Source organism: Streptomyces sp. NPDC017095, from assembly GCF_044332325.1.
Lineage (GTDB): Bacteria > Actinomycetota > Actinomycetes > Streptomycetales > Streptomycetaceae > Streptomyces.
This window is the reverse complement of the sequence record NZ_JBIROU010000005.1, coordinates 253,974-280,279: the sequence shown is the minus strand read 5'-3', so window position 1 is coordinate 280,279 and position 26,306 is coordinate 253,974. Positions and strand designations below refer to the sequence as shown.

The 26,306-nt window shown below is 73.1% G+C and carries 22 protein-coding genes and 1 pseudogene; 6 read left to right on the top strand and 17 right to left on the bottom strand.

What is annotated here, in order from left to right; all coding sequences use genetic code 11:
- Together ACH4OA_RS12635 and ACH4OA_RS12630 are read left to right on the top strand one after the other, a co-directional pair.
- The gene (locus tag ACH4OA_RS12635) at positions 1 to 1,386 is read left to right on the top strand and encodes an 8-oxoguanine deaminase (protein WP_397938898.1); all 1,386 of its coding nucleotides are present in this window, start codon (positions 1 to 3) and stop codon (positions 1,384 to 1,386) included.
- 241 nt (positions 1,387 to 1,627) lie between these two features.
- Positions 1,628 to 2,995: a nucleobase:cation symporter-2 family protein gene (locus ACH4OA_RS12630; RefSeq protein ID WP_365878826.1), complete on the top strand. Its 1,368-nt coding sequence runs from the start codon at positions 1,628 to 1,630 to the stop codon at positions 2,993 to 2,995.
- A 77-nt stretch (positions 2,996 to 3,072) separates the two neighbouring features.
- On the opposite strand, the gene ACH4OA_RS12625 is transcribed toward ACH4OA_RS12630, so the two are convergent.
- The 6 genes from ACH4OA_RS12625 to ACH4OA_RS12600 form a co-directional block, all read right to left on the bottom strand.
- The gene (locus ACH4OA_RS12625) at positions 3,073 to 3,495 is read right to left on the bottom strand and encodes an acyl-CoA thioesterase (protein WP_397968911.1); all 423 of its coding nucleotides are present in this window, start codon (positions 3,493 to 3,495) and stop codon (positions 3,073 to 3,075) included.
- Between the two features lie 52 nt (positions 3,496 to 3,547).
- A complete protein-coding gene (locus tag ACH4OA_RS12620) occupies positions 3,548 to 4,171 on the bottom strand; it encodes a hypothetical protein (protein WP_397968910.1) in 624 nt (207 codons plus the stop codon).
- Between the two features lie 157 nt (positions 4,172 to 4,328).
- Positions 4,329 to 4,928, bottom strand: a complete 600-nt coding sequence (locus ACH4OA_RS12615) for a histidine phosphatase family protein (protein WP_365878820.1) — start codon at positions 4,926 to 4,928, stop codon at positions 4,329 to 4,331.
- Positions 4,929 to 5,004: 76 nt separating this feature from the next.
- On the bottom strand, positions 5,005 to 5,631 hold the full coding sequence (locus ACH4OA_RS12610; protein WP_397968908.1) for a DUF4232 domain-containing protein: 627 nt from the start codon (positions 5,629 to 5,631) through the stop codon (positions 5,005 to 5,007).
- A 30-nt stretch (positions 5,632 to 5,661) separates the two neighbouring features.
- On the bottom strand, positions 5,662 to 7,509 hold the full coding sequence (locus tag ACH4OA_RS12605) for a trypsin-like serine protease (protein ID WP_397968906.1): 1,848 nt from the start codon (positions 7,507 to 7,509) through the stop codon (positions 5,662 to 5,664).
- A gap of 82 nt (positions 7,510 to 7,591) precedes the next feature.
- Positions 7,592 to 8,800: a pyridoxal phosphate-dependent aminotransferase gene (locus ACH4OA_RS12600; protein WP_365878814.1), complete on the bottom strand. Its 1,209-nt coding sequence runs from the start codon at positions 8,798 to 8,800 to the stop codon at positions 7,592 to 7,594.
- 80 nt (positions 8,801 to 8,880) lie between these two features.
- On the opposite strand from ACH4OA_RS12600, the gene ACH4OA_RS12595 reads away from it, so the two are divergent.
- Positions 8,881 to 9,516: a winged helix-turn-helix transcriptional regulator gene (locus ACH4OA_RS12595; protein ID WP_397968904.1), complete on the top strand. Its 636-nt coding sequence runs from the start codon at positions 8,881 to 8,883 to the stop codon at positions 9,514 to 9,516.
- A gap of 175 nt (positions 9,517 to 9,691) precedes the next feature.
- Here ACH4OA_RS12595 and ACH4OA_RS12590 read toward each other — a convergent pair whose 3' ends face one another.
- The 3 genes from ACH4OA_RS12590 to ACH4OA_RS12580 are packed head-to-tail and all read right to left on the bottom strand — an operon-like array spanning position 9,692 to position 13,299.
- The gene (locus ACH4OA_RS12590; RefSeq protein ID WP_397938888.1) at positions 9,692 to 10,492 is read right to left on the bottom strand and encodes a hypothetical protein; all 801 of its coding nucleotides are present in this window, start codon (positions 10,490 to 10,492) and stop codon (positions 9,692 to 9,694) included.
- Complete coding sequence (locus tag ACH4OA_RS12585) at positions 10,492 to 11,754, bottom strand: VWA domain-containing protein (protein WP_397938887.1); 1,263 nt, start codon at positions 11,752 to 11,754, stop codon at positions 10,492 to 10,494. Before ACH4OA_RS12585 ends, ACH4OA_RS12590 begins: the two co-directional genes overlap by 1 nt.
- A gap of 9 nt (positions 11,755 to 11,763) precedes the next feature.
- Positions 11,764 to 13,299 carry an IucA/IucC family protein gene (locus ACH4OA_RS12580; protein WP_397968902.1) on the bottom strand — a complete coding sequence of 512 codons (1,536 nt, stop codon included), beginning with the start codon at positions 13,297 to 13,299 and terminating at the stop codon, positions 11,764 to 11,766.
- 138 nt (positions 13,300 to 13,437) lie between these two features.
- On the opposite strand from ACH4OA_RS12580, the gene ACH4OA_RS12575 reads away from it, so the two are divergent.
- Entirely contained in the window at positions 13,438 to 14,949 is a 1,512-nt protein-coding gene (locus tag ACH4OA_RS12575; RefSeq protein WP_397968901.1) for an IucA/IucC family protein, read from the top strand.
- A gap of 34 nt (positions 14,950 to 14,983) precedes the next feature.
- On the opposite strand, the gene ACH4OA_RS12570 is transcribed toward ACH4OA_RS12575, so the two are convergent.
- From ACH4OA_RS12570 to ACH4OA_RS12550, 5 genes are all read right to left on the bottom strand, one after another.
- A complete protein-coding gene (locus ACH4OA_RS12570) occupies positions 14,984 to 16,828 on the bottom strand; it encodes an alpha/beta fold hydrolase (RefSeq protein WP_397947951.1) in 1,845 nt (614 codons plus the stop codon).
- Between the two features lie 296 nt (positions 16,829 to 17,124).
- Complete coding sequence (locus ACH4OA_RS12565) at positions 17,125 to 17,310, bottom strand: hypothetical protein (protein ID WP_397938879.1); 186 nt, start codon at positions 17,308 to 17,310, stop codon at positions 17,125 to 17,127.
- Between the two features lie 115 nt (positions 17,311 to 17,425).
- Positions 17,426 to 17,818 carry a hypothetical protein gene (locus ACH4OA_RS12560; RefSeq protein ID WP_397947950.1) on the bottom strand — a complete coding sequence of 131 codons (393 nt, stop codon included), beginning with the start codon at positions 17,816 to 17,818 and terminating at the stop codon, positions 17,426 to 17,428.
- A 93-nt stretch (positions 17,819 to 17,911) separates the two neighbouring features.
- Positions 17,912 to 18,439, bottom strand: coding sequence for a hypothetical protein (locus ACH4OA_RS12555; protein ID WP_397968899.1), 528 nt, complete (start codon positions 18,437 to 18,439; stop codon positions 17,912 to 17,914).
- A gap of 90 nt (positions 18,440 to 18,529) precedes the next feature.
- Entirely contained in the window at positions 18,530 to 19,363 is an 834-nt protein-coding gene (locus ACH4OA_RS12550) for an RHS repeat-associated core domain-containing protein (protein ID WP_397968897.1), read from the bottom strand.
- Here ACH4OA_RS12550 and ACH4OA_RS12545 point away from each other — a divergent pair.
- A pseudogene (locus tag ACH4OA_RS12545) lies at positions 19,323 to 19,809 on the top strand (TetR/AcrR family transcriptional regulator); the annotation flags it as partial. The gene ACH4OA_RS12550 and the pseudogene ACH4OA_RS12545 overlap by 41 nt on opposite strands.
- Positions 19,810 to 20,093: 284 nt before the next feature.
- Here ACH4OA_RS12545 and ACH4OA_RS12540 read toward each other — a convergent pair.
- The 3 genes from ACH4OA_RS12540 to ACH4OA_RS12530 all read right to left on the bottom strand — a co-directional run bounded on the left by ACH4OA_RS12540 (position 20,094) and on the right by ACH4OA_RS12530 (position 24,865).
- On the bottom strand, positions 20,094 to 20,912 hold the full coding sequence (locus ACH4OA_RS12540) for a DUF1963 domain-containing protein (RefSeq protein WP_397938871.1): 819 nt from the start codon (positions 20,910 to 20,912) through the stop codon (positions 20,094 to 20,096).
- A 1,059-nt stretch (positions 20,913 to 21,971) separates the two neighbouring features.
- Positions 21,972 to 22,868: an RNA polymerase sigma-70 factor gene (locus ACH4OA_RS12535; RefSeq protein ID WP_397938869.1), complete on the bottom strand. Its 897-nt coding sequence runs from the start codon at positions 22,866 to 22,868 to the stop codon at positions 21,972 to 21,974.
- A gap of 1,082 nt (positions 22,869 to 23,950) precedes the next feature.
- On the bottom strand, positions 23,951 to 24,865 hold the full coding sequence (locus ACH4OA_RS12530) for an MBL fold metallo-hydrolase (protein ID WP_397938867.1): 915 nt from the start codon (positions 24,863 to 24,865) through the stop codon (positions 23,951 to 23,953).
- Positions 24,866 to 25,388: 523 nt separating this feature from the next.
- Between ACH4OA_RS12530 and ACH4OA_RS12525 the strand changes: the two genes are divergently transcribed.
- Positions 25,389 to 26,303 carry a HipA family kinase gene (locus ACH4OA_RS12525; RefSeq protein WP_397938866.1) on the top strand — a complete coding sequence of 305 codons (915 nt, stop codon included), beginning with the start codon at positions 25,389 to 25,391 and terminating at the stop codon, positions 26,301 to 26,303.
- Positions 26,304 to 26,306: the final 3 nt, after the last annotated feature.

Genomic DNA, 26,306 nt, shown 5'->3' with positions numbered 1-26,306 from the left:
ATGGCACCATCGGCAGCCCAGCGCATCGTCATCGAGAACTGCGCCATCGCGACCGTGGACGCGGGCGACACCGAGTACGCCTCCGGGCACCTCGTCCTCGCCGGCAACCGCATCGAGTCGGTCGGCGCGGGCGAGGCCCCCGAGGGCCTGGAGAACGTGGTGCGCCGGATCGACGGACGCGGGCACCTGGCCACACCCGGACTGGTCAACACCCACCACCACTTCTACCAGTGGATCACCCGGGGCCTGGCCACCGACCACAACCTGTTCGACTGGCTGGTCGCGCTCTACCCGACCTGGGCGCGGATCGACGAGCGGATGACGTACGCGGCGGCCCAGGGCTCCCTGGCCATGATGGCCCGGGGCGGAGTCACCACCGCCATGGACCACCACTACGTCTACCCGCGCGGCTGCGGCGACCTGTCCGGCTCGATCATCCGGGCCGCCGCCGAGACGGGCGTCCGTTTCACGCTGGCCCGCGGCTCGATGGACCGCGGCGAGAAGGACGGCGGACTGCCGCCGGACTTCGCCGTCGAGACGCTGGAGGGCGCCCTCACCGCGACCGAGGAAACCGTCAGGAAACACCACGACGCCTCCTTCGACGCCATGACCCAGGTCGCCGTCGCGCCCTGCTCGCCGTTCTCCGTCTCCACCGAACTCATGCGCGAGGGCGCCGCGCTGGCCCGCCGGCTGGGCGTACGGCTGCACACCCACGGCTCGGAGACGGTGCAGGAGGAGAAGTTCTGCCACGAGCTGTTCGGCATGGGCCCCACCGACTACTTCGAGTCCACGGGCTGGCTCGGTGCGGACGTGTGGATGGCGCACTGCGTCCACATGAACGACTCCGACATCGCGGCCTTCGCCCGCACGAAGACCGGTGTCGCCCACTGCCCCTCGTCCAACGCCCGTCTCGCCGCCGGCATCGCCCGCGTCCCCGACATGCTGAAGGCGGGCGTCCCGGTCGGCCTCGGCGTCGACGGCACCGCCTCCAACGAGTCCGGCGAACTCCACACCGAACTGCGCAACGCCCTGCTGATCAACCGGCTCGGAGCCCACCGCGAAGCCGCGCTGGGTGCCCGGCAGGCGCTGCGGCTCGGCACCCACGGCGGTGCCCAGGTCCTCGGCCGGGCCGAACAGATCGGCTCGCTGGAGCCGGGCAAGCTGGCCGACGTGGTGCTCTGGAAGATGGACACGCTCGCCCACGCCTCCATCGCCGACCCGGTGACCGCGCTGGTCTTCGGCGCGGCGGCCCCGGTCACCGCCTCCTTCGTGAACGGCCGGCAGATCGTCGAGAACGGCCGCCTGCTCACCGTCGACGAGGACGCCGTCGCCGTCAGCACCCGCGAGGAAGCCCGGCGCCTGGCCGGGATCGCCGCCCGGGGCTGATCCGGCACCGGCCGCCCACAGACTCCGGCCGGGAGGGACGGCTCCCGGCCGGGACCCGTGGATCCGAGCGGGATCCACGGCACGCCGTCTCCGGGCGCGCACCCGCGCGCCCGGAGCCGGTTCTCCCCACACCGCTCGCCCACCGCTCGATCGTCACCCCGTCACGGTCCCGCACGACCCTGCACCACCTCCATGAAACCCACGTCGACGTCCGACGTGTCACCCGCCCGGAGGAGCCGCCGTGGCCGCCCATCCAGTTGACGAGAAACTCCCCGCCCTCAAAATGGCGACCAGCGGTCTGCAGCACGTGGCCGCCATGTACGCCGGTGTCGTCGCCCCGCCGCTCATCGTCGGCGCGGCGATCGGCCTGTCCGCCACCGAACTGACCTTCCTCACCGGTGCCTGCCTGTTCACGGCCGGCCTCGCCACCTTCCTCCAGACGCTCGGCTTCTGGAAGATCGGCGCCCGGCTGCCCTTCGTCAACGGCGTCACCTTCGCCGGTGTCGCCCCCATGACCGCGATCGTCGCCTCCACCGAGGACAAGTCCGACGCCCTGCCGGTCATCTTCGGCGCGGTCATCGTCGCCGGACTCCTCGGCTTCCTCGCCGCCCCGGTCTTCTGCAAGGCGGTCCGCTTCTTCCCGCCGGTCGTCACCGGCTCCGTCATCACCCTGATCGGCGTCTCCCTGCTGCCCGTCGCGTTCGGCTGGGCCCAGGGACCCGACCCGCGGGCCGGCGACTACGGTTCGACCACCTACCTCACCCTCGCCGGCGCCACCCTGCTGATCGTCCTGCTGCTGCGCCGCTTCACCCGTGGTTTCGTCAAGCAGATCGCCGTCCTGATCGGCCTGGTCGCGGGCACCCTCCTCGCGATCCCGTTCGGCGTCACGGACTTCGGCCCGGTCGCCGACGCCGCCGTGGTCGGCTTCCCCACCCCGTTCCACTTCGGCGCCCCGCAGTTCCGGCTCGCCGCGATCCTGTCCCTCTGTGTCGTCATGGTCGTCTCGATGACCGAGTCGACCGCCGACATGCTGGCGCTCGGCGAGATCGTCGAACGTCCCGCCGACGAGAAGACCATCGCGGCCGGCCTGCGCGCCGACACCCTCGGCTCCGCGCTCAGCCCGCTGTTCAACGGCTTCATGTGCAGCGCCTTCGCCCAGAACATCGGCCTGGTCGCGATGACGCGGGTGCGCAGCCGCTACGTCGTCGCCACCGGCGGCGGCTTCCTGGTCCTGATGGGCCTGTGCCCGATGGCCGCCTCGCTGATCGCGGTGGTGCCCCGCCCGGTCCTCGGCGGCGCCGGCATCGTGCTGTTCGGCTCGGTCGCCGCGAGCGGCATCCAGACCCTGGTCCGGGCCGGGCTGGACCGGGACAACAACGTCCTGATCGTGGCCGTGTCCCTCGCGGTCGGCATCATCCCGATCACCGCGCCGGAGTTCTACCACTCCTTCCCGGAGACCGCGAAGATCGTCCTGGACTCGGGCATCTCCACGGGCTGCGTCACCGCCGTGGTGCTCAACCTCCTCTTCAACCACCTCGGCAAGGGCCGGGACGCCCAGGACGTCACCCATCCCATGGAGGCGGGAGAGGAGATCGCCGCCGTCCGCTGACACCGGTCGCCGGGACGTGGCCGGCCGGGGGAGACGCACCGCGCCGTCACCCCCGGCCCGCTGCCCGACGCGGGGGCCTACAGGCCGAACAGGGCCGGGTCCGTGGCCAGTTCCTTGAGCACCGCCCGCGGGTCGGCGACCAGCCTGCGCCGGGCGAGGTCCATGATGCCGCCCACCGCGGTGACCTCGGCCGCCAGGATGCCGTCGGTCTTGCGTATCTCCTGCCGGATCGAGAACGTCTTGCCCTCGCCCCACTCGAAGACACAGGTCACGTCGGTGTCGTCACCGGCGAGCAGTTCGCGCCGGAATCGGATGGTCGTCTCCAGCGCCACCGGTCCCACCCCCGCGCCGACCAGCCGGGCCTGGCTGATCCCGGCCGCCTGGAGCAGCGACCAGCGGGCGTGCTCCGCGTAGTTGAGGTACACCGACTGGTTGAGATGTCCCTGGGTGTCGGTCTCGTAACCGCGGACGGTCACCCGGACGGAAAACGGTTCGGCCACTGCTTGCCCTTCTCGCGTGTCTTCCTGAGATCGCCCGATCCTGGCACGCCGGTCAGGTCCGGCGCGGCGAGGCCAGCAGATAGCGGGCCCGCGTCCGGGGCTCGGTGTACTCGCCCGCCTGCCAGCCGGCCTCCTCCAGCGTGGCCGCGCACGCCGCCAGCGCCGGCGCGTCCGGTGCGTACACCGCGACCGCCTCCGGCTGCGGTGTCGCACGGACCCGGTAGCCGTCCGTGTCCCCGCCCGCCGGAGGGTGCCCGGCCGCCTCCAGCGCGAGCGCCGCGGCCCGCACCAGATGCGTCCGCTCCCAGCCGCACGGCCGGTCCGCTGCGCCGTCGGGATTGGTCATCCTGCGCAGCTCCAGCAGCCCCTGCCAGGCGCTGTGCACCTCGCGCCGCCGGGCCGGAGCGGACGCCGGCGGCTCCTCCTCGCCGCCGACGCGGGCCGCGAACACCCCGGTGTCCGGGGCGGACCGCACCGGCGGCGGCTCGGGCGCCGCCTCCCGGAGCCGGTGGCCCGCCGGGGTGAGGAAATGGTCGTGCGGCGGCCGGGGGTGCCGGAAGGCGAGGCCGTGCCTCACCAGCGACGCGAGCTGGGCCGGCGTACCGCGCAGCCGCCCGGTCACCGGGTCGGCGGCCTCGAGCACGCGCCGCTGCGCGGCGGTCGGCGGTCGGGTCACGGGACGCTCCTTCCGGCACCGGGCAGTTGGCGGACGCCGTCGGTCGGACGGCTCCTTCGCAGCGTACGGCCCGGGTCTGACAACGCCCCGCGCGCGGGACGGGGGCCGCGCACCGGCCCGCGCGGTACGGGAGCCGCGTGCCGGCCGGTGCCCGCCGTCACTCCCCGGGCCGGATGTTCCAGCCCGTCACCACCGGCCGCCCGTGCTCGGTGCCGAGCCGGCCCAGCGCGCCCGTCGCCAGCTGGAAGAGAGCTCCGTGCCGGGGCGGCAGGCCCAGGCGACGGGCGGTGAGGACGCGCAGGAAGTGCCCGTGGGCGATCAGGAGGACGATGCCGTCGGTGTCGGCGAGGGCGGCGTCGGCCTTGGCGAGGACCCGGTCGGCGCGCTCGCCGACCTGCTCGGGGCTCTCGCCCGGATGGTCCGGCGGGCCGGGCGGGACACCGTCGGTGAACAGGAACCAGCCGGGCCGGCCGCGCTGGATCTCCGGTGTGGTGACGCCCTCGTACCCGCCGTAGTCCCACTCGCACAGGTCGGCGTCGACCCGCGCGTCCGGTACCCCGATGAGCCGGGCGGTCTCCCGGGCCCGCCGGAGCGGGCTGACGAAGGCCGCGCCGATGCGGTGCGGGCGGATCAGCGGGACCAGCCGGCGCGCCTCGTCCCGCCCGTGCTCGGTGAGCGGTACGTCGGTCCGGCCGGTGTGCCGTCCGGACCGCGACCACGCGGTCTCCCCGTGCCGGACGAGAAAGAGGTCACCCATGACGGCACGGTGTCACAGGGCGCCCGCCGCCCGCAGGACGGACTGCGCCAGACGGCGTCGCCCGCGCCGCGCGGCCTCAGGTCCCGGCCCGGGTGCGCCGGGGCGGCGCCATGGCGATCGTCTCCCCGCACGCGTCGAGGACGGCCGTGCGCCCGTGTGCGTCGGTGACCGGGACGGCCGTGCCGTGGCTGTCGCGCGGCGCGCGCACCACGGCCTCGCCCTGCCGTACGCACCAGGCGTCCGCGCCGCCCGCGGTGTCGCGCGGCGTGTAGCGCAGGTCCACGGCGACGGCCGTGTGGCCGGGCAGGGAGAGGGCCGCGGGGTGCCCGGGGCCGGCGCCGTCGATGCTCTCCGCCTTGCCGTTGTGCAGTTCCAGGCCCGGATAGCCGGCGAACAGACACGCGCCGGAAGCCTTGTTGACGGCGGTGAGGCGCGCGTTGGGCCGGGACGCGCCGGGGTCCTTTGCCGTGCCGCTCCGCGTGCCCTCGGACGCGCTCGATCCGATGCCGTGCGTGCCGTGGGTGCCGCTGTCACCGTCGCCGTCGAGCAGGGACAGTGTCCAGGTGAGCGCGGTGGTCCGGCACAGCGGCGGCGGTGCGGTGGCGTCCGGGGCGGCCGTCGTCGTGGTGGTGCCGCAGCCCGCCAGGGCCAGGCCGGCGGCGAGTACGGCGAGAGCGCCGGCCGGCCGGGTCGTCGCGGTCATGGTTCCCCCTGGAGGCGCGATGGTGATCGGTCAGGTGCCGGGGTGGACCAGCGTGTGCTCGGTGCCGACGGACGTGCCGCCCGTGTCGGCGTACAGCGTGGTCTCCCCGTCCGCCCAGCGCACGACGAGGTCGTTGGCGGGGCCGTCGTGGCGGAAGGCGCCGGCCGTCAGCACCCGCGCCTGCTGCCACCGGCCGTTCGGGCCGCGCATCCGCGTCCTGTGGCCGGGCCCCGCGGCCGAGGTGCCGGCGTAACCGTCCAGCGCGCCGTCGGACCAGCGCACCAGCAGGTCCCCGGCGGCCGTGCCGCCGAAGTCGCCGCCGGTCAGCAGGGCGGCCTTGGTCCAGGTGCCGTTGGCCGCGAGGAGCGGGGTGCCGGTGCCCAGGCCGCCGGTCCCGACGCCCGGGTAGAGGGTGAGCGCGCCGTCCGCCCAGCGCACCAGCAGGCCGGTGCCCCCGTCGTCCCGGAACGCTCCGGAGGCGAGCTGGACGGCGTTCTTCCACGCGGAGCCCGGCGCGGCCATCCGGATCTCCCGGCCCAGGCCGGCGGGGCCGGGCTGCGGGTAGAGCGTGACCTCGCCGTCGGACCAGCGCACCAGCAGTCCGGACCGGTCGCCGGTGAACGCGCCGCCGGTGACGGCCCGGGCGTGGGTCCAGGTGGAGTTGGCCGCGCGCAGCCGGGTCTCGGTGCGGAAGCCGCCCCTGCCGTCGCCGGGGTGCAGGGTGACCGCGCCGTCGGTCCAGACCACCAGCAGATCGCCGTGCCGGTCGCCGGTGTAGTCGCCGGACGCCATCAGCGCGGCCTTGCGCCAGCGCCCGGCGCCGCCCGGCAGCGCGCCCTTCAGCCCCCGGTACGGCGGCAGGTCGGCGGGCGGGGCCTGGTCGGCGACGGCGTAGGCGAGCAGGTTCGCGGCGTCGGTGCCGAACGCGGGGGCGTAGCTGATGTAGTCCACGTTGGCGTCGTTGCCGCCGCCGTTGTAGCCGCCGAGGTTGCCGATGACGTGGCCGGTGCGGGCGTCGTCCTTGTAGTCGGTGATCCACGGGCTGCCGGACACCCCGCCGTAGTAGCCGCCGCAGGTCATCGACAGCTGCCGGAACCCGGGCAACTGCTTGGTCGGGACGGTGCACTTGACCGCGCGCCCGGCGCTGTTGTGCGAGTAGGAGGGGTAGCCGACGACGGTGACGCCCCGGTGGGTGTAGCCGGCGGGCCGGGTGAAGGTGAGTCCGCCGCCCACCGCGTCCTGGAGGTTTTTGCCCCACTGGTTGGGCGAGACCCGGGCGAACGCGGTGTCCAGGTCGGACACCGCCTTCTTGGTGGTGGCCGAGCCGCGGTCGGGCACGTACCGGGGATCGATGAAGATCCGCTGGATGGGGAAGATGCCGTACGGCTGCCGGTCGGGGGCCGCGCCCTTCACGAACTTCGGGACGAAGAGGTAGGCGCTCTTCATGTTCCGCGCGCAGTGGGCCGCGGTGAGCACGATGTTCCGGGCCTTGGTGTCGAGCACGCTGCCGGTGCAGTGCCAGGTGGTGCCGCGCGGCCCGTCGGCGCCGAAGAACGTCCCGACCAGCCGGGTGCCCTTGAACAGGGTGCCCTTCGGGCGGGCCGCCGCCGCGGCGGACGCTGCCGGTGACGACGCCGGCGGAGTGTGCCGGGGCGCGTCGAGCGGCCGGGCCGCGGCCATGCGCTCCGCGGTCCAGAACCGCGCGGCCTGCCGTGCCTCACGCCCGGCGGACGGTGCGGCAGGCGCGGGTGCCCCGGCGTGTGCGGCCGGCACCGTCAGCCCGGACAGCACCGCGCACAGCACGGCGACGACCGCCCGGCGCCGTGCGCGGACGAACGGCACCCCGGTGCGGGCGAACGGTTGTCTCTGCGAGAACACTGCTGGAAGCCCCCCGTCATACGGCGCGGTCCCCCTGGCCACGCCGGATGATCTTCACATGGACGAGCGAAACGGGCCAACTCTACTGCCGGTACCCGCCGAGGAACCTGCCGATCCGGCCGATCGCCGCCTCCAGGTCGTCCGCGTGCGGCAGGGTGAGGATGCGGAAGTGGTCGGGGGCGGGCCAGTTGAAGCCGGTGCCCTGGACGACCTGGATCTTCTCGCGCAGCAGCAGGTCCAGGACGAACTTCTCGTCGTCGTGGATCGGGTGCACCTTGGGGTCGATGCGCGGGAACGCGTACAGCGCGCCCTTGGGCTTGACGCAGGAGACGCCGGGGATCTCGTTGAGCTTCTCCCAGGCCACCGTCCGCTGGTCGTGCAGCCGGCCGCCGGGCCGGGTGAGGTCGCGGATGGACTGGCGGCCGCCCAGCGCGGCCTGGATGGCGTACTGGGCGGGCGCGTTGGCGCACAGCCGCATGGAGGCCAGCATGGTCAGGCCCTCCAGGTAGTTCCGGGCGTGCTGCTTCGGGCCGGTGACCACCAGCCAGCCGGAGCGGAAGCCCGCCACCCGGTAGGTCTTGGACAGCCCGCAGAAGGTGAGGACCACCAGATCGGGCGCGAGCGCGGCGGCCGAGTGGTGGACGGCGTCGTCGTACAGGATCTGGTCGTAGATCTCGTCGGCGAACACCATCAGGCCGTGCCGCCGGGCCAGGTCGAGGATGCCCTCGACGACCTCCTTCGGATAGACCGCGCCGGTCGGGTTGTTCGGGTTGATGATGACCACGGCCTTGGTGCGGTCGGTGATCTTCGCCGCCATGTCGGCCAGGTCCGGGTTCCAGTCGGCCTGCTCGTCGCACAGGTAGTGCACGGCCTTGCCGCCGGCCAGCGTGGTGACGGCCGTCCACAGCGGGAAGTCCGGGGCCGGGATGAGGATTTCGTCGCCGTCCTCGATCAGCGCCTGGACGGCCATGGAGACCAGCTCCGAGACGCCGTTGCCGAGGTAGACGTCGTCCACGTCCACGTCGAGGCCCAGCGTCTGGTAGCGCTGGGCGACCGCCCGGCGGGCGGAGAGGACACCGCGGGAATCCGTGTAGCCGTGCGCCCGCGGCAGCATCCGGATCATGTCCTGGAGGATCTCCTCCGGCGCCTCGAAGCCGAAGGCCGCGGGATTGCCGGTGTTCAGGCGGAGCACGCTGTGCCCCGCCTCCTCCAGCGCGTTGGCGTGCTCGATCACCGGGCCGCGGATCTCGTAGCACACCTCGCTGAGCTTGTTGGACTGCCGGAACTCCATGCGCCCCTCCGAAACTCGTGTTGCTTGGTTTTACCAAGTGACAGCTTGGAAAGTCCAACAACGCGTCTACACTGCGTCGCATGTCACCTCGCCGAAGCTACGACCAGTACTGCTCCGCAGCCCGCGCCCTCGACGTCGTCGGCGACCGCTGGACGCTGCTGATCGTCCGTGAGCTGCTCGCCGGGCCCCGCCGGTACACGGACCTGCACGCGGACCTGCCCGGCGTGAGCACGGACGTACTCGCCTCCCGGCTGAAGGAGATGGAGCGCGACGGCCTCGCCACCCGGCGGCGGCTGCCCCCGCCGGGCGCCGCGTACGTGTACGAACTCACCGCGCGCGGGCGGGAGCTGCTGCCCGTCCTCCAGGCGCTGAGCACCTGGGGCCGGCCCGAACTGGGCGAGCGCCGGCCCACCGACGCCGTGCGCGCGCACTGGTTCGCGCTGCCGCTGCTGCGCGCCCTGGACGGCGAGGGTGTCGTCGAAGTGCGGCTCGAGGAAGGCGACTTCCACCTCCGCGTCGGCGCCGCCGAGGGGCCGGTGTACGGCGACGGGCCCGCGCCGGGCGAGGCCGACGCCCGGCTGGTGCTGGACGCGGCGGCCTGCGAGGCCATCGCCCGCGGCGAGCTGACCCTGCCGGACGCCGTGCGGGAGGGCCGGGTGACGGTGACGGGCGACGGCACACCGGCCAAGGCGCTGCGGGCGGCGGCACAAGGCTGAAGGCCCGCCGGACGGGCGGGCCTTCAGGACCTGCGGGACGACGCGCGACCGGCCCCGGGAGCCGAGGACCCTCTCCGGCGAGCCGTACGAGCCGTGCGAGCCGTACGACCGGCCCCGGGAGCCGTGCAACTCACCCTGGGAGCCGGGCAGTCGGCTCCCGGAACCGTACGGCCGCTCAGGCGCCGGGCGGCACCCGCGACGGCCGGCCCGATCCGCGCGTCAGCGCGTAGCCGCCGATACCGGCGAGCGCGGCCAGCACACCGCCGAGCGCGGTCCACACCCAGCGGTCGGACCACCAGCCGGACGACCAGCCGTCGTCCCGGCCGAAGCTGGACAGCACGGCGCCCTTCGCACCGTCCCCGTCCTCCTCGGACGTGACGGCGATCCCCGGGACGAGCGGCTTGCCCAGCGAGCCGTCCACGGCCGCCGCGCCGCCGATGTGCTTGGAGTCGACGCGCACCTCGGCGCCGACCGGCTGGCCGAGGTCGGCGGCGGCGAGGTCCACCACCGTCAGCCGGACGTAGTACGTGCCCGGCAGCGGGTCGTTCGCCCACGGCTCCGACCAGCCGCGCACCGTGCGCAGCACACACGCCAGGTCCACCGAGGCGGTGCCCTGCGCGACGGTGCGGGTCTGCGCGCCGTACTGGCAGGCCTGCCGGCGCCGCAGTCCGTCGTACACGTCGAGCTGCCAGGTCTGCGCGCCGTGCGTGTCCGGCAGCTTCACCGTCGCCTGGACGGTGGGGCGCTGCCCGGTGTCCGCGGGGAAGGACCAGTACAGGTAGTCGCCGGTGGAGCCGGACGCGGTGGCCCGCTGCCCCTGCTCGATCTCGGTCGCCGTACGGAACGAGGTGCCCGCCCGGGTGGGCGCGTCACCGTCGGCGGAGGCGCTCGGGGAGGGCGAGGAGTCCGCGGCGGCCGGTCCGGCGGCCAGTCCCAGCGCCAGCAGCGCGGCGCCCAGTACGCGTGTGATCCGCATCAGTTCGTCCTCCAGACCGCGACCCGCCAGCGTGACAGCCAGCCCCACAGCAGACCCGCCAGGAAGCCGGCCAGCACCAGCGCGCCCAGCAGCCACCAGCCACGGCCGAGACCGAACGCGGCCACGTCGTGGTGGCCCGAGGGACCGTCCACCACGTCGACGGTCAGCTCCAGCGGCAGACCCGGCGTGGTCTTCACGCCCGAGGCCGCCGAGAACGACTGGGTGACCTGGAGGCACACCGTCTCCGCGGGCGCCGACTCGTCGTCGCCGTCCGCCTTCGGATAGCGCAGACCGGCGGAGACCACATCCGTGCGGCCGGTGCCCGCGGCCTCACCGCGCACGATCTCCCGCCCGTGCGTGGTCACCGCGCGCAGCAGGACGCCGTAGTCCGGGCCGACGGCCCGGTCGTCCGCCACGCTCACCGAGGCGCGCAGCTCCCGGCCGGGCGCCACGTCCACCCTGTACCAGCGCTGCTGCCCGAACCCCACCCGGTCGGTGTACAGCCCGGACTTCAGGGCCGGGGCCTTCTCGCAGCGGTCGGCGCCCTCGGTGGCCACCGGCGTCACCACGGGATCCGCCGCCCGGTCCACCAAGTCGCCGACGCGGTCGCTCAGTTCGTCCTTGTGCCGGACGTCGGTGTAGGTGCCGCCGGTGGCGTCCGCGATGCAGCTGAGCTGGTCGCGGGTCTTGGCGTCCGGCACCAGGCCGAGGGTGTCGATGGTCAGCCCGATGCCCTTGGCGGCTATCTCCCGGGCCACCTCGCACGGGTCGAGCGGCTGGCAGGTGTCCTCGCCGTCGCTGATCAGCACGATACGGCGGGTGCCGGATCCGCCGTCCAGGTCGCCCGCCGCCTTCAGCAGCGCGGGCCCGATCGGCGTCCAGCCGGTGGGCGCCAGCGTGGCCACGGCCGTCTTGGCCTCGGTCCGGTTCAGCGGGCCGACCGGGTAGAGCTGCGCGGTGTCCTTGCAGCCCTCCTTCCGGTCGTCGCCGCGGTAGTCGGCGCCGAGTGTGCGGATGCCGAGCCGCACCTCCTCGGGCGTCGCGTCCAGCACCTCGTTGAACGCCTGCTTCGCCGCGGCCATCCGGGTGCCGCCGTCGATGTCCCGGGTGCGCATGGAACCGCTGACGTCCAGGACGAGTTCGACCTTCGGAGCGGCCTGCTCCGTCTCGTCGGCGACCGCTTGGCCGGGAAGCGCGATCCCGGCGGTCAGGGCGGCGAGCAGAGCGCAGACGCCCGCCACCAGCCGTTGTCTTCTGATCATCGCCGGATCCTATTGACCGGACGGGCCGCACTCCAAAACGGTGGCCGCTTCCGAGCCAGGCCGGGGCAGGGCCGTCCAGATGTCCCCGGAGCGGCCGGGGGACAGGCGCATCAGCGTCAGGGCCTTGGCGGGCAGCGGGTGTTCGCGCAGGAAGGCGAGGTCCGCGGTCGCGGGCAGGTCCGGCAGCACGGTCTCCAGGGCCGCCGCCAGCGTGCCGCCCGAGCCCGCCGTGCCCGCCAGGGCGCCGGTCACCAGGGAGCCGAACAGCTTGCGGCGCAGGGCCTCCGGGTCGTCGGTGAGCAGGCGGCCCGTGAGGCCGGGCGGGGTGATGCCGTGGCGGACCAGGCGGGCGGGGCTGAGGCGGATGTCGGCCAGATCGCGGTAGACCAGGCGCAGCGGAGTGGCGTCCGCGGCCAGGACCACCAGCAGGTTCTGCCCGTGGGCCTCCAGCGCCACGCCCAGGTCCAGCAGGCGCAGCCCCACCGTGAGCGCCAGCCGGGTGAACGCGGCCAGCCAGGTGGGGCAGCCGGGCAGGGAGGTGGTGGCGAGCGCGGCCACCGGCAGCACCCACTCGCCCGGCGCCGCGTACTGCCGCGGCGACTCCCGCAGCAGCGCCGCCAGACCCGGCGAGTGCGCCGTGGCCGCGCCCAGCGTGCGCGTGATGTGCAGCAGGCCGTCCGTGCGCGCCGCCAGCTCCTCGGCGAACGCGGACAGTGTCGCCGCGGCCCGCACCGAGTACACGGAGATGTCCCGCACCGACGACGTCAGCCGGGCGCTCAGCGCGGTCTTCACATGCGGGCCGCCGGGGACCGCCAGGGTGCGCAGGGACATCAGCGGCCGGGCCGGGCACCAGATGCCGTACGGCCGCTTCAGCACCCGCGTGGCCTGCCACGGGTGCACCGGCAGCAACAGCCGGTCCCCGTCGCGCAGTTCCGCCGGCCACCGGCCCGACACCAGACAGTCGGCCGCCGGCACCGGGACCGTGCCCAGCTCCACCACCGGCCCGTGCTCCGGGCCGTACGCGAGCTGGTCCGCCACCGAGAAACCGGGCCGGGACCGGCAGTTCGGGTGGAACGGATGCCCGTCGACCACCCGCTGCTCCCACTCCCACTCCCGGTCCCGCTCCGGCCACTGCCGCGGCTGCTCCGCGCCGGCCCGGGACAGCGCCAGCGAGGCCGCGCTGTGCGCCAGTTCCGCCGCGAACGCGGTGCCGTGCGGCACCGCCAGCGCCATCATCAGCCGCGCCGCGTCCTCGTACGGCCGCCGGTCCAGGTGTACGGCGGTGACGTACGCGCTCGTGGCGTACGGGTCCGCGTGCGGGCCGCGCAGGGTCCGCCCGTCGGCGAGGCGCAGGGCGAGGCCGTGCGGGCCGGGCGTCCGGCCGGTGATCCAGGGCAGCGGCTCGTGGGCCAGCGCCCGCCACAGCCGGGTCAGCACGGCGGCCCGGGCGCCGGGCAGCTCCGCCGTGTACCGGGGCAGCAGGCCGGGCCGGACGGCGGCCAGCTCCTCGGCGATCCCGGCCTCGGCGGTGGGGGGACGGTGCACGGTCGGCTCCTGGGGTAGGCGGGGCACGGCACGATTGTCGGGGACCACCGGGGACGGCAGCCATACTGATCGTCTCCGGCCCCGGCGGGCGCGACCGGCGCGCGCCGGAACGACCGGGCGCCCCTGGACGACGGACGAATGGAACGCGTGGACCACACACCCTCCACCGGTGAGGCGGGCCGCCGCGCCGACGTGTACGCGGCAGCGCCCCTGCTCAACTGTCTGCTGCGGGAGGTGGCCGAACCGCTCCCGCCCGCCGGGGACCGCCGGGTGCACCGGCTGCCGGACGGCCGCCTGCTGCGGGTGCGCGCCGGGCGGCGCCCCGCGGACCCCGAGGTGTACGCGGCCGGCACCTGGCACCCGATCGGCCACACGGAACTGGTCAAACTGGTCGCGGAGGAGCTGCGCCGGCACACCGGGCTGCCCGGCGGCGACCTGCCCGCCGAGATGATCGACAGCCGGGACGCGGTCGCCGCCCTGCTCACCGCCCGCGCCCGGGCCACGCCGCCCGGCGACCCGTACCTGCGCTCCGAGCAGTCCCTGCTGACCGGCCACCCGTACCACCCGGCTCCCAAGGCGCGCGGCGGCGGCCCGGTCGCCTCCTGGCTGCCGTACGCGCCCGAGGCACACGCCCGCTTCCCGCTGACGCTGCTCGGCGTCCGCGCGGACCAGGTGGCCGAGGAGGGCGACACCAGCGCCCTGGACGCCCTCGGCACCGCCCCGCCCGGCTACCGGCTGCTGCCCGCCCACCCCTGGCAGCTCGACCTGGCCGGCCGCGAGCTGGCCCCCGCCTTCGCCGACGGCCGGCTGCTGCGGCTCGGCGGCACGGCGTTCGACACCTGGCCCACGGCCGCCGTCCGCACGGTGTACGAGCCCCGGCGCGATCTGTTCCTCAAGTTCAGCCTGGACGTCCGCATCACCAACGACATCCGCCGGCTGTGGCGCCACGACCTGCACCGGCTGCGCCGCACCGACACCGCCGCCGGGCACGCGTTCGCGGCGATGGGCCCGCCCGCGGCCTGGCTGAGCGACCGCGGCTACCGCACCGCCGCCTTCGCCTTCGAGGAGCTGGCCGTGCTGGTCCGCGACGGGCTGCGCGGCCACCTCCTGCCGGGTGCCACCCCGCTGCTCGCGGCCGCCCTCGCCGAGGGCTTCGAGGGCAACCCGCTGGCGGCCACCCGGGACCCGGCCGGATGGTGGGAGGCGTACCTGCGGCAGGTCGTGCCGCCCGCGCTGACCGCCTTCGACGACCACGGCGTGGTCCTGGAGGCCCATCTGCAGAACACCCTGGTCGCCGTGGACCGGTCCGGCACTCCCGTGCAGGCCCTGTTCCGGGACGCCGAGGGCGCCAGACTGCTGCCGGACGTGAGCCGGGCGGCCGGCTGGGAACGGCTGGTGTACTGCCTGGTCGTCAACCACCTCACCGAGATCGCCGGCGCCCTCGCCGAGCGGCGTCCCGGCCTCGACCCGTGGCCCGCCGTGCGCCGCGAGTTCGCCCGGCACGACCTGCCCGAGATCCCCACCCTGCTCACCGCGCCCACCCTGCCCGGCAAGACCAACCTGCTGCTGCGCTGGACGGGCGCGGACGGCGCGGACGCCCGCTATCTGCCGCTGCCGAACCCGCTGGCGCACACCGCCGCCGGCCGGTGACCGGACGGGCGCCGGCCGGCGGCGGTGCGTCCGGTCAGCCCAGCGGCAGCACCAGGCAGGCGGCGCCGTCGTCCGAGGAGCCGAGCGTCGTGGTGCCGCCGTCGGTGCCGGCGTCGGTGGCCGCGTCCGAGTAGAGCGCGTCGCCGCTGGTCACCGCCAGCGTCAGCCGGTGGCCGTCGGCCAGGTCGTACCCGGCGGCCTGGAGTTTCCAGGTGGCGGCGCGCTCCTGGCCCGGGGTCAGGCCGGTGAGGGTGAGCGGCTCGTGGGTGATGATGCGGGCCGTGCCGTCGGGACCGACGTCGAACAGGTAGGCCACCAGGGTCGCGGAGGCGTCGGTGCCGCGCACGGTCAGCGTGAGTTCGGGGACGCCGCGGATCCGGCGGGCCGCGCCGCCGCGGCTGTCCGCCGTGATCGGGTCGCTGGTGAAGACGGCGAGGTACTGCCGGTCGAACTTGTCCGGGGCGTAGGTCCTGGGGTTGCCGTTCCACTCGGCCTGACCGGTGGTGATGACGGCGTCCGCCGCGGTGGGCTCGGTCACCTGGCCGACGGTGAACGCGCGCTCCCAGCCCGACTCCGGGCTGGTGCCCAGACCGCCGTCACGGTCGTCCGGACCGGTGCCCGTCAGGTACCACCGCTCGGTGGAGACCGTGACGTCCTGCCAGGACGCCCGGGACTCGCGGTCGGCCGGGGTGACGATGTCGCGGTTGCCGGTCTGCGGGTCGGTCCGGGTCTCGTAGGTGAACATGATCTGGCTGCTGACCGGGGACCAGCCGGGGACCTCGTTGTCGATCCCGCGCACATGGTGGTCCAGCCAGGCGAACGCCTCCTCGACGGGCGGGTTCGGGCCGCTGAACGGGATGGTCAGGCCGGCGCCCTCGGGTGCCGCGTGGTCGCCGATCCACAGGTTGAGCCGCTTGGGCACGGTGAGGCTCTCGAAGTGCTCGATGACCTGGTTGGCCCCGAACAGCGTCTCGTGCCAGGTGTTGGAGAAGAAGGTGGGGATGCCGCGGGCGTTGGTCTTGTCGGCGTACGTGGCCGGTGACCGCCTCCGGCCCCACTCCTCCACGGCCTTCATGTTCTCGCCGGCCTGGAAGTCGGCCAGCATCTGACGGGTGTCCTCGTCGAACTTCCGCTCGGGCGGGCCGCCGGTGAAGCCGATCAGGGCGGCCACCGCCGCCAGGTGCCGGGTCTCGTGCTGGTAGAGACTCGCGGTCAGATCGCCCCAGGTGCTCAGGGCCACGACCGCGGCCACCCGCTCCTCCGGGTCGTTCGCCGCGACGAGCTGGCTGATGCCCGAACCGTACGACTCGCCCAGGAAGGCGATCTTGCTGGGGCTGAAGTGCTGCTGCGCGTAGGCGAGGACCGTGATGCCGTCCTGTACGTCCGCGGGTCCGGCCACGTCGATCGTGCCGCCGGAGGTGAACGGCCCGTCGACGTAGCCCTGACCGGGCACCGCCATCGTCAGGCCGATCCCGCGCGGGGTGTAGGCCAGCACGTGGTAGCCGCGCAGCGCGAGCTGGAGGTACGTGTACGCGAACAGGCCCCAGCCGAAGGGCGTCCAGCCGGCGGGCACGATCACCAGGGGAGCGGGTTCGCCGGTGTTCAGCTTGATCGTGTGCGCCGACAGCCGTACGCCGTCCTCGGCGGTGATGCGGGGAAAGCCGATGGTCGCCCTCCGGCGCACCTGCTCCGCCAGGCTCCGCAGCTCGGAGGGGAGCACCGGCTGCTCGGCCGTGCCGTCCAGCGTGGCGATCAGCGCCTCGGCGAGGTGGGCCGCTGCCGGGTCGACCGACGTGGGCGAGGTGTAGACGCCCTGCCTGGCGATCCGGCTCACCTGCGCCGCGGTGCCCACGCCGTCGTCGTCGTGCGGGTGACTCATGAAACCCGTCCTCTCGCGAGCGCCGCCCGGGCTCGCGGCACGGCCGGCGTCTGCTGCCTGCCGGAGGCCCCGGCACCCCTGGATCCTTTCGGTCTTTTGCCGCGCCGGAGCGCACGGCGCAGGGCGTACGGAAGCGCGACCTCCACCCCCACACACCCCGCACGCCCCCTGAACACCACGCACGCCGGAGCGCGGCCGGGCCCGTGGGCCGACGTGGGCGTGGCCGCGGAACGGGCAGGGCTTGGCCCCATGGCCGCCCGAGGGCGCTCCGGTGAGCGGACCGCCTGGCCGGGCCGCTAGGCGATGGTGGTGTGGAAGAAGACGACGCCCGCCGCGAAGGCGCTTGCGCCGGTCAGGACGGCAGTGGCTGGTCCGGCGTCTCCGAGTACGGCCACGGTCCCGGCCCCGATGCCCACGAGCACGCCCAGAAGCAGGATGAGGGCCGAGCGTTGACTCAGCAGCGGGTCTCGGTCGTTGGGCACGTGCGACTCCCGGGTCCGTGCGCGGAGCGGCGGTGCGGTCGCCACCGCTAGGAGCTGTCGATAGTAGAACATATGAGAGCCTGTGAGCAAGTTTGAGGCGTGGGTCCTCGGGGGCTCAGCGGCGACGGAGTGCCTGGAGGAGTTCCCCGCTGTCGTCGAGTACCCAGAAGCCCCAGCCGTTGCGATTGGGCTTCACCTGCGGCTTGAGCGCCTGTAGGACCGCGCTGGCCGCCCCGCTGGGTGTGCGGTACGTGCCGGCCGCCGGCCCTTCCGTGATGGTGAGCGCCTGCGTCGCGGGGTCGTACAGTCCCGGGACGCGCACCCCGTCGTACACGGCGTGAACGGCGACCCGAGCGCCCGTGGGCGCCGAGGGGGCGGCGGCGGGAGAGGGGTTCTGGAAGTGCTCGATCAGCCGGCGCACCGCCTCCCCGGGCGTGACGTCCCAGGCGCGGGCGAGCAGGGCGATCTGGGCGTGAGTGGCGTCGTCCACCGTGATGTCCTTGGGCATGAGGACAGCCTACCTCTATCTGAGAGAATGTGAGGAGGTTGAGAACGATCTCGCAGCGGCCCGAGCCTGAGGCGGCGGCGTGCCCCCGGCGGTCTACAACCGGACCGAAGGATCAAGCGCCCTTACCAGGTGTCCACCCGCAGGTCCCGCATGGCACTTCCACACTGCGGTCTCGTGGAGATAGTCCACGTGCAGGCCGAAGGAGTGGCGGTCGCAGACGGGCCAGACCGTGGCGTAGTAGTCCATGACGAATTCCTGCACTCCTTCCGCCACGACGCCCAGGACTTCCGTCCGGTCCGGTGTCGAGACTTCCGCGGACTTGAAGCGCACCACGCCGACCGGGCCGGATTCCGGATCGCGGAAATAGTTGACGTAGCTGAACTCGTCCCCGACGATCCTTTTCCCCGTGTCGTCGAGTACGGACTTCCGGATCACTTCGAAGGCCGATCTTGCCAGGGAAAACGTGCGCGTGGTCCAGAGTTCGCAGAATTCCGCTCCCGAGATTTCTCCGGATTCCTCGTACACCTCGGACATCCATGCCAGCACCTGTTCCGGCAGGGAATCATTCTGCCGCCAGACTGCTTGCAGCATCCTGTCCCGCCAGTCCAGAAAATTTGACACCCTCGCCAGCCTTCCCATCGGATTCACCTGCTGAAAGTCGCCCCAAAAATAGCATATCGCCGGAAGGAGTCCTTCCGGCGATATGCTGTTTCACGCGTTCACCCGGATCGATCCGGAGATCCTCAGGTGAACAGGGCCCAGATGCTCAGCCTCGGGTTTCTCACGCAGATTTTCTGGACGGTGACGGTGCCGGACCATTCGACGTTGTCGGTCCAGTCGCTCGGACTCCGATCTGCTCCGCCCGTTCGGCACCCCCCAGGAGGCGTGGAAGAAGTAATCCCCGGCCTCCGCGTGACCGTAGCTCTGATTAGAGACGATCCGCTTCCCCGGAATGGTGATGCTGAACACCAGGTCCACGGAGCCGTACTTCTTCCAGATGCTCTTCAGCTTCAGGCGCCAGGTCAGACTGCACTTGGAATGCCCGGTGCAGGACCGCCTGAGACACAGTGTGTAGTTCTTCGTCGCCTTCTGCTGATCGCGGTAGTTCAGCCGGCTCCCGTCGGTGTCCAGCTGTGTGACCGGATCGGCGGGGTAGACATAGCCGTTGGCGTTGCCGCCGTAGACCGGGTCGGCCTGGAGGTAGCGGCCGGTGGTCGGGTCGTAGACGCGGCCACCCATCAGGGTGTATCCGGCCAGGCCGTCGTTGGCGCGCTGGTAGGAGCCCAGTGATCCGTACTTCGCCGCCGTGGCGGTGGCGTCCAGCGGGGTGCCGTACTCGTCGTAACGCTGGACTCCGGCGGCGCCGGTCTCCAGGTCCAGCCGGACGGAGATGTCACCGTGCAGATTGGACAGTGGGAGGACCGTGTCGCCGGTGGCGCTGGTGGTGAAGGCCAGGCCGCCGAAGAGGTCCGAGACGGTGCGCTGGACGGTGGAAACGGAGCCGCAGCACTTGTCTCGGGCAACCGGCCTGAACCGCAGTTCCATCTACTCCTCCCTCGGCGACAAGAACACGCTCTTCCTGCGCTGCCTGGATCTCTACGCCGCGCGCTATGGCGAGAAGTACGACGCCGCCCTATCGAATGCGGCCTCGGAACCCGTTGCCGCTGTCCGGGCGTTCTCCGACGTGACTCTCGAGCGCATCGCCGATCCCGAACTGCCTGATGGGTGCCTGATTGCCCAGTCGGCCATGGCAATGCCAGTGCTGAGTCCGAGCGTCGCGGCGCGCACCAAGCAGGCGCTCGGCTTCCAGCGCCTGCGCCTGCGCGCCGCACTGAAGGCCGGCCGACCAGGACGCCGAGGCCTTCGCTGTACACGCGGCGGCTGTGAACCAGTCGCTCGCCGTCATGAGCAGGGCCGGGGCGAGCCCGGCACAGCTCCTGGCCGTCGTGGGCGTGACCGTGGACGCGCTGTCGCAGGCGTCGCGCCCGTAACGCGTCTGAATACGGGCGTCGGACTCGCACCCTGGTACGCGCAGTCACTTCACGAGTTCGAGGCATGCGCGGCCTGTTGTACGCGCCGTGTGATCATGGTGAGAAGGCGCTGGATCCCGGAGACGGTCAGCGCGGTCAGGCCGCAGTCGACCGGCGTCTTCTGGCCGGCCTCGTCGGGTAGGACAGGTGCGGGGTGGGTGGCTTTGACCAGAACCGATGCGCCGGCCGGCAGCGCCTGGGCGGCTGATGAGCCCTGGGGTACCCGTCGCCCCCGCCCCACACGGTCAGGCCATTTCGACGTAGCGGTGGACCCGGTCGAAGCGCCGGTTCCCCAGGTCTCCGTGGCGGATCACCCAGTGGGCCACACCGGAGTCCAGTTCCGTGACGTCGTCGCCGCACCTCCAGGTGGCCAGGAGAGCCCAGTCGTCGGCGCCCTCTCCGTGGCCCGCACCGCCCTGCCCGGAGCGGCCGGCCTCCCCGTCACGGGCGTAGTGGACGGGGTCGTTCTGGGGCGAGACCGGATGGCCGCCGATCTGCAAGGCCCAGGAAGGGCGGTAGCCGCCCACACGCGCCCAGGTGTCGCCGAGTTCATCGGCGAGTTCGAACTGCTCTTCCTCGGGGAAGTCACCCCATCGGTCGATGGCGAAGCTCTCCGGCATTTTCGCGCTCGACTGGCACCAGGCCGTGCGCAGTTCGCGCGGCCGGTACGGCTCGCGCCAGCTGTGTCCGAGAGGGCTCGGGGTCGTCGGGGTCCCGGCTGGAACGTACAGCACCGCGTCGGGCGCCTGCCCCTCGGCGCCGTGCACATCGGTGCCGGAGAAGAAGAGCAGATGGCCGTCGGCGGGCAGCGGAAGGGTGGTCGCGCCTGGCGGGAGGGCCGCGAGGTCGACGGAGGCCACGAAGGGATCGGACGGCTTCGGCACGCCGTGCGGCAGCATGGGGTCGCCGCCGACCCGAGCCACGAGGGGGCCGTCACCGCCCTCCGCCATGTAGACCGCCGGCAGGGTGACACGTATCCATTCCTCCACCTCCGCCGGCGGCAGGCCCCGGGATGCGGCCTCGACTCGAAAACGGCTCAGTCTGTCCACGGTCTCGTCGATCACCGGGTCACCCTAACCGGCTCATGAGCGGGCCGTGACAGGACCGAACTCGCATGAGGACACGGCCCTTTGCGGGACGGAAGACGCACGGCTACCGCGGCGGTTATGGAGCCGTCCGCGCCTGCCTCCGCCCGTTCGCCCCACGCCGTCCGCGCCGGCGGCCCGCCTGCCCTCGCCCCGGACCGTCGCCGAGGCGCGCACGCCGGTGCCGTGGGCCGCCCGCGACCCGGTTGGCCAGCGGACAGCCTGCCGGCACCGACAGCGGGCAGGCCGCCGATGACGCCGCGGGCAGCAGCATGGGCAGCAGGAAGAAGCCTCGCGCCTGCCCGGTACCGACCGCCACGGCTGCGCGGGTCACCCTGGCGACCTGCCCGGAACTGACCGCTCCGGTCCGCTGGGAACTCGCCGAGGTGGCCGCCGCCCTGCCGCTGCCGATGCGATTCCGGCGTGGTCCGCTTCGAGCGGCCCACTGCGGTGCCGGCCTGGGCGCTGGACCTTGGCTCCGCGCCCGGCCGGCTTGTCCCGCCGGGTGTGGGAGGCGGTGGCCGCGGACAGCCCGCCCGAGACCCTCAACCCCTGCCACGAACCCGGGCACCGGAGCCCGCACATCACCCTTGGCCGGACCCGGCGGGCCGATGCCTTCGGAGGCCGGCGGGTCCCCGAACCGCTGCCGGCGCCTCCGCTGCCGGTCCGGTCCGTCACCCTGCGCAGCCACGACACCGGGACCGGTGCTCCGGCGACGCCGGAGCACCGCCTCTGAACAGCCCGTTGGCGCCCTCCGGGTGCTGACCCGAGTCCGGCGATGACCCGGGACCGGACCGATGCCGACCGGGACAACCAACCCGGGCGGGGATGCCGGAGGCATCGCTGGGGCGCTCGGCGCAGCCGTGCTCGCTCCACCGGCCAGGGTGGCGCGGCGACAACCGGGCCCGCTCGGTCGCGGTATGACTCCGGCGTCGTCGTGTACGCCGTCCCGGCAGAGGGCCGGGACCACGGGAGGACCGGCCGACGACCTCTCTCGTGACGCCTGGCCTTCGCCGGCCGACGACTCCCGACAGCGGGTCAGTCGCTCAGCGAGGCCACGTAGGGCGCCAGCTTGGCCGGGTTCATCACCCACATGAGCCGGTCGATGCCGTCCGCCGAGATGTCGGCGGTCAGCAGGGCGATCGCCGCCTCGCCGGACGAGACCAGCACAGCCGATCGGCCGTTCGCCTCGACCCACCGGGTCTCCGCTCGCGGCCAGAAGCGCGGAGCGAAGGCCACGAGATACCGCGAGACGTGCGGCCGTCCGATGACCGGGATCTTGGACGCGCCGCGGATTCCGTTCCCGTCCGAGTAGCTGACGACGTCGGCGGCGAGCACGCCCTCCAGCACCGAGAGGTCGCCCGTCCGCGCCGCGGAGAGGAAGACCTCCAGCAGCCGCCGATGGGCTGCCGGGGCGACGGGTTCCTTGCGCTCGGCAGTCAGGTGCCTGCGGCCACGGCTCACCAGCTGACGGGCGTTGGCCTCAGTGGTCTCCAGGATCTCGGCGACCCGCCTGTAGGGGTAGTCGAACGCCTCCCGCAGCACATAGGCGGTCCGCTCCACGGGATTCAGCTTCTGCAGCAGCAGCAGAACCGCCATCTCCAGGGCCTCGGCCCGTTCCGCGCCCAACTGCGGATCCTGCGCGGTGTCGACGGGTTCGGGAAGCCAGGGCCCGACATAGGACTCCCGGCGTACCCGCGCGGACTGGGCCAGATTGATCGCCAGCCTTGTGGCGACCGTGGTCAGGAAGGCGGCCGGTTCGCGGACCTTCGCACGGTCGGTGTGCTGCCACCGCACCCAGGTCTCCTGCACGACGTCCTCGGCCTCCACCGCGCTGCCCAGGACCCGGTACGCGACGCCGAAGAGCTGTGGCCGCGCCGCAAGGAAGTCCTTCGTGGCTTGGTCAAGGGTGCCGGACTCGGCGCCAGCGCGCATGGGTCGTCCCTTCTGGCTTCGGGTGCCCCATGCTACAAGCGGCTGCGTACGGATCTCCTGGTCCACGACGGTTCTCAGCCCCGAGGAGGCGTCCGGAGCGCTGCCGCCCACGAGGCCCTGACCGACGACGTTCCGAGCGCCCACCACACCGCGGCGCTCGGCCATGCCATGCCGCGAGCGCCTCGTTGACGGAAGCCGTGATCACCGTCCTGGCGAGGAACCGTCCCCCCGGCTCCGGCCTGTGGCCGGTGACGCGTGCCCTGCCCGCGCTCCGGACCGCCACGGACACCGCGTACCGCGCCGTCGCGGCGGACCCGTGGGGGCACGTGCGCGACTGGGCGACACCGACGGGGCCGCCCGTGCTGCCGCTCTTGCCCCGCCGGCCGCTGTCCACCCGACACCGACGGCCTCGCCGCGCGTCAGGCAGGCACACATCGGCGATGGTGGTTCCGTCGGTGGTGTGCCGGGCAGTGCGCAGTCGCGGGAGAGGACCGAGAGCACGCACGCCGCCGCAGGCGTCGACGGCGGACACCTCGCGCCGACGCGCCCATACGGCGTGCCCGGCACCGAGGGTCGGAACCCGGCGCTCCCGGACCCTCCCGCCGACAGCGGGGCCGCCGTCCACGGCCACTGGTGGTCCCGGGACGGCGGGAGCCTGAGGAGCGGGGGAGGGGTTCATGCCGTGTCCTGGCGTCGTCCGGCGAAGCGGCCGCGGTCGGCGGTCCCCTGCCCCGGGTGGCGCACGTCGCGCACGTCGCTTACGGCCGCCGCGAACGCCCCGGGGCGCTCCCTCGGGAGATCGCGGCCGGCATCCGCCACCTTGCGGTGGAGCGGGGGACCGGTGAAGTGACGCACGGACGGGGAACCGTCCGGGGCCGGGAGGCCGCCGTCGGCCGGACCGCCCAGAGCGATGGTGGGAACCGGATCACGGGCGGCCCGCACCGCCGGACACATCCGGTCCGAAGCGATGCCCACGGGGATGGCGAGTGGGCACTGCCTCCCTGCTCGCTTGGCCACCCGGGATGCGTACCGGGGCCGGCCACTCACGGGCTGCCCACGCGCGGGCCCTGACCGGGGCCGGGTCAGTAATTCCAGACGGCCGGTACGAATCGGAAGGCATTCCCGGCGACGGCCACGCGGCACACGGAGGGGAACGACAGGTGAGTCGCCACCAGTTGCTCGCCGCTCGCGGCCAACTCCTGCAAGAGGCGGATCCGGACGCGGGCCGACTCCTCGGGGTCGTGGTCGAAGCCGTTGTGCCACTCGGGGTTGTCGAATCCGCACTGGAACACGGCATCACCGGCGAACGTCAGCCGGTCGCCTCCGGACTCCAGGCGGACGATGCTGTGGCCGGGGGTGTGACCGCCGGTGCGGCAGATCCTTACTCCTGGCGCCACCTCGTACTCCGTTTCGAACGGCCGCAGCTGACCGCGGTAGACCTCCAGGAATCGCGAGGCGGTCGTTCGGAGCACGCTCGGCACCGGTGCCGGCATGACGGTGCGGGAGAAATCAGGCGCTGCCCAGAACTCGGCCTCGGCGGACGCCAGGTGGACCCGCAGGTCCGGGCGCAGCCGGCCCCTCAGACCGTCGACGAGCAGCCCGCCGATGTGGTCCATGTGCAAGTGGGTGAGCACCACGTCGGTCACGGATGCGGGATCGATCCCGGCGGCGTCCAGTCGCATGGCCAGCTGCCCGGCCCGCGGGAAGCCCGGAAACTCTGTCCCCAGTCCGGAATCGACGAGGATGGTCCGGCCACCGCTGCGCACCACGGCCACATTCAGTGGCCAGTCGAGCATCTCCGGGGACAGGAACATGTCACTGAGCCAGGCCGACAGGTCGGCCATGGCGGCGTTGGTGGCCAGCGTCACGGGGGAGATCGGCAGCACCCCGTCACTGATCATCATCACGTCGATGTCGCCGACGTTCAGCGCGTAGCGCGACGGGACCGATTCCTTGTTCCCCGGAGCATCGGTGCGTGCGATGTCGACCCGGCTCATGGCGTCCTCCTCTTGAAGCGGTGACCGAAGTCATCGACGGCGCGGGAGTCGCACCGTCCGGTCATCCCTTGAGACCGGACGGCGGCCCGCTCTGTGACGGCCGTGCCGCTTCCCCGCCCGGTGCCGCACGGCCGGTCATGCCGAGGAATGGCCCAAAGGGCCGAGGACTTGGACGTATGTCTGCCCGTGATCGACGTCGATCACGAATTGCAGCGAAGCGTCAGCCACTGGCGCCAATGATGACTACCGGGCAGGAGCGTGCCATCTGGTCGGCTCAGGGCCGACGAGGCCGTGGACCCATTCCTCTCCGGCTGTCACCCTTCGTTACTATGCTCACTTCATGCCGGAGGCCGGTGGCAAGGGGCGCACGGCCATCGACGGACTGCCGGGCAGAGAGGGGCACGAGCGTGCCATTCGAAACTCCCCAGATTCTCCGCAGGGCTGACCGTGGAACGTTCGCCCGGACCACGGCCTCTGGGATGGTCATGAAATGCAAGGTCGGTGAGCGGGGGAGCCTTCGAAAATGCTGAGAGAAGTCACCGCGACCCGCTACGTCGAGCCCCTGCGCTCCGGCGGGTCCGTCCCCGCGGTCGTGGAGGCCGACGACCTCGGCACGTACGTCGTGAAGTTCACCGGTTCGGCGCAGGGGCACAAGGCGCTGGTCGCCGAGGTCATCGTCGGCGGGCTCGCCCGCGCGCTCGGGCTGCGCTTCCCGGAGCTGGTGCTCGTCCGCTTCGACCCGGCCATCGCCGCCGCCGAGCCGCACCAGGAGGTGCGCGACCTGCACGCCGCCAGCGCGGGCGTCAACCTCGGCATGGACTATCTGCCGGGCGCCCGCGACTTCACCCCGCAGATCGCCCGGACCTTCCCGGTGGACCCGCTGGAGGCGGGCCGGATCGTCTGGCTGGACGCGCTGACCGCCAACGTCGACCGTACGGTCCACAGCTCCAACCTGATGGTCTGGCCCACGCTGGGCACAGTGCCCCCGCGGCTGTGGCTGATCGACCACGGCGCCGCCCTCGTCTTCCACCACCGCTGGGACACCACGGCCCCGGGCCGCCGGTACGACTTCCGGCACCACGCCCTCGGTCACTACGGCCCCGACGTGCGCGCCGCCGACGCCGAGCTGGCGCCCCGGGTGACGCAGGAGCTGCTGCGCGGAATCGTCGCCGAGGTGCCGGACGCCTGGCTGGCCGAGGACGCCGGGTTCGCCACGCCCGACGACGTCCGGGACGCCTACGTCGGCTATCTGCTGGACCGGGTCCGGCTGTCGCCCGAGTGGCTGCCCGCCGGCTTCCCGAGCCGCGAGGAACTGGCCGCCGAGGAGGCCGTCCGCGCGGCGAGGACCCAGGCGGGGCGCCCGGACTGGCTGAAGCAGGTGCCCGACCTGCACGGCAGGCCGGCGGTGGAACAGGACGGCACGGTGCACTTCGGCTGAGCC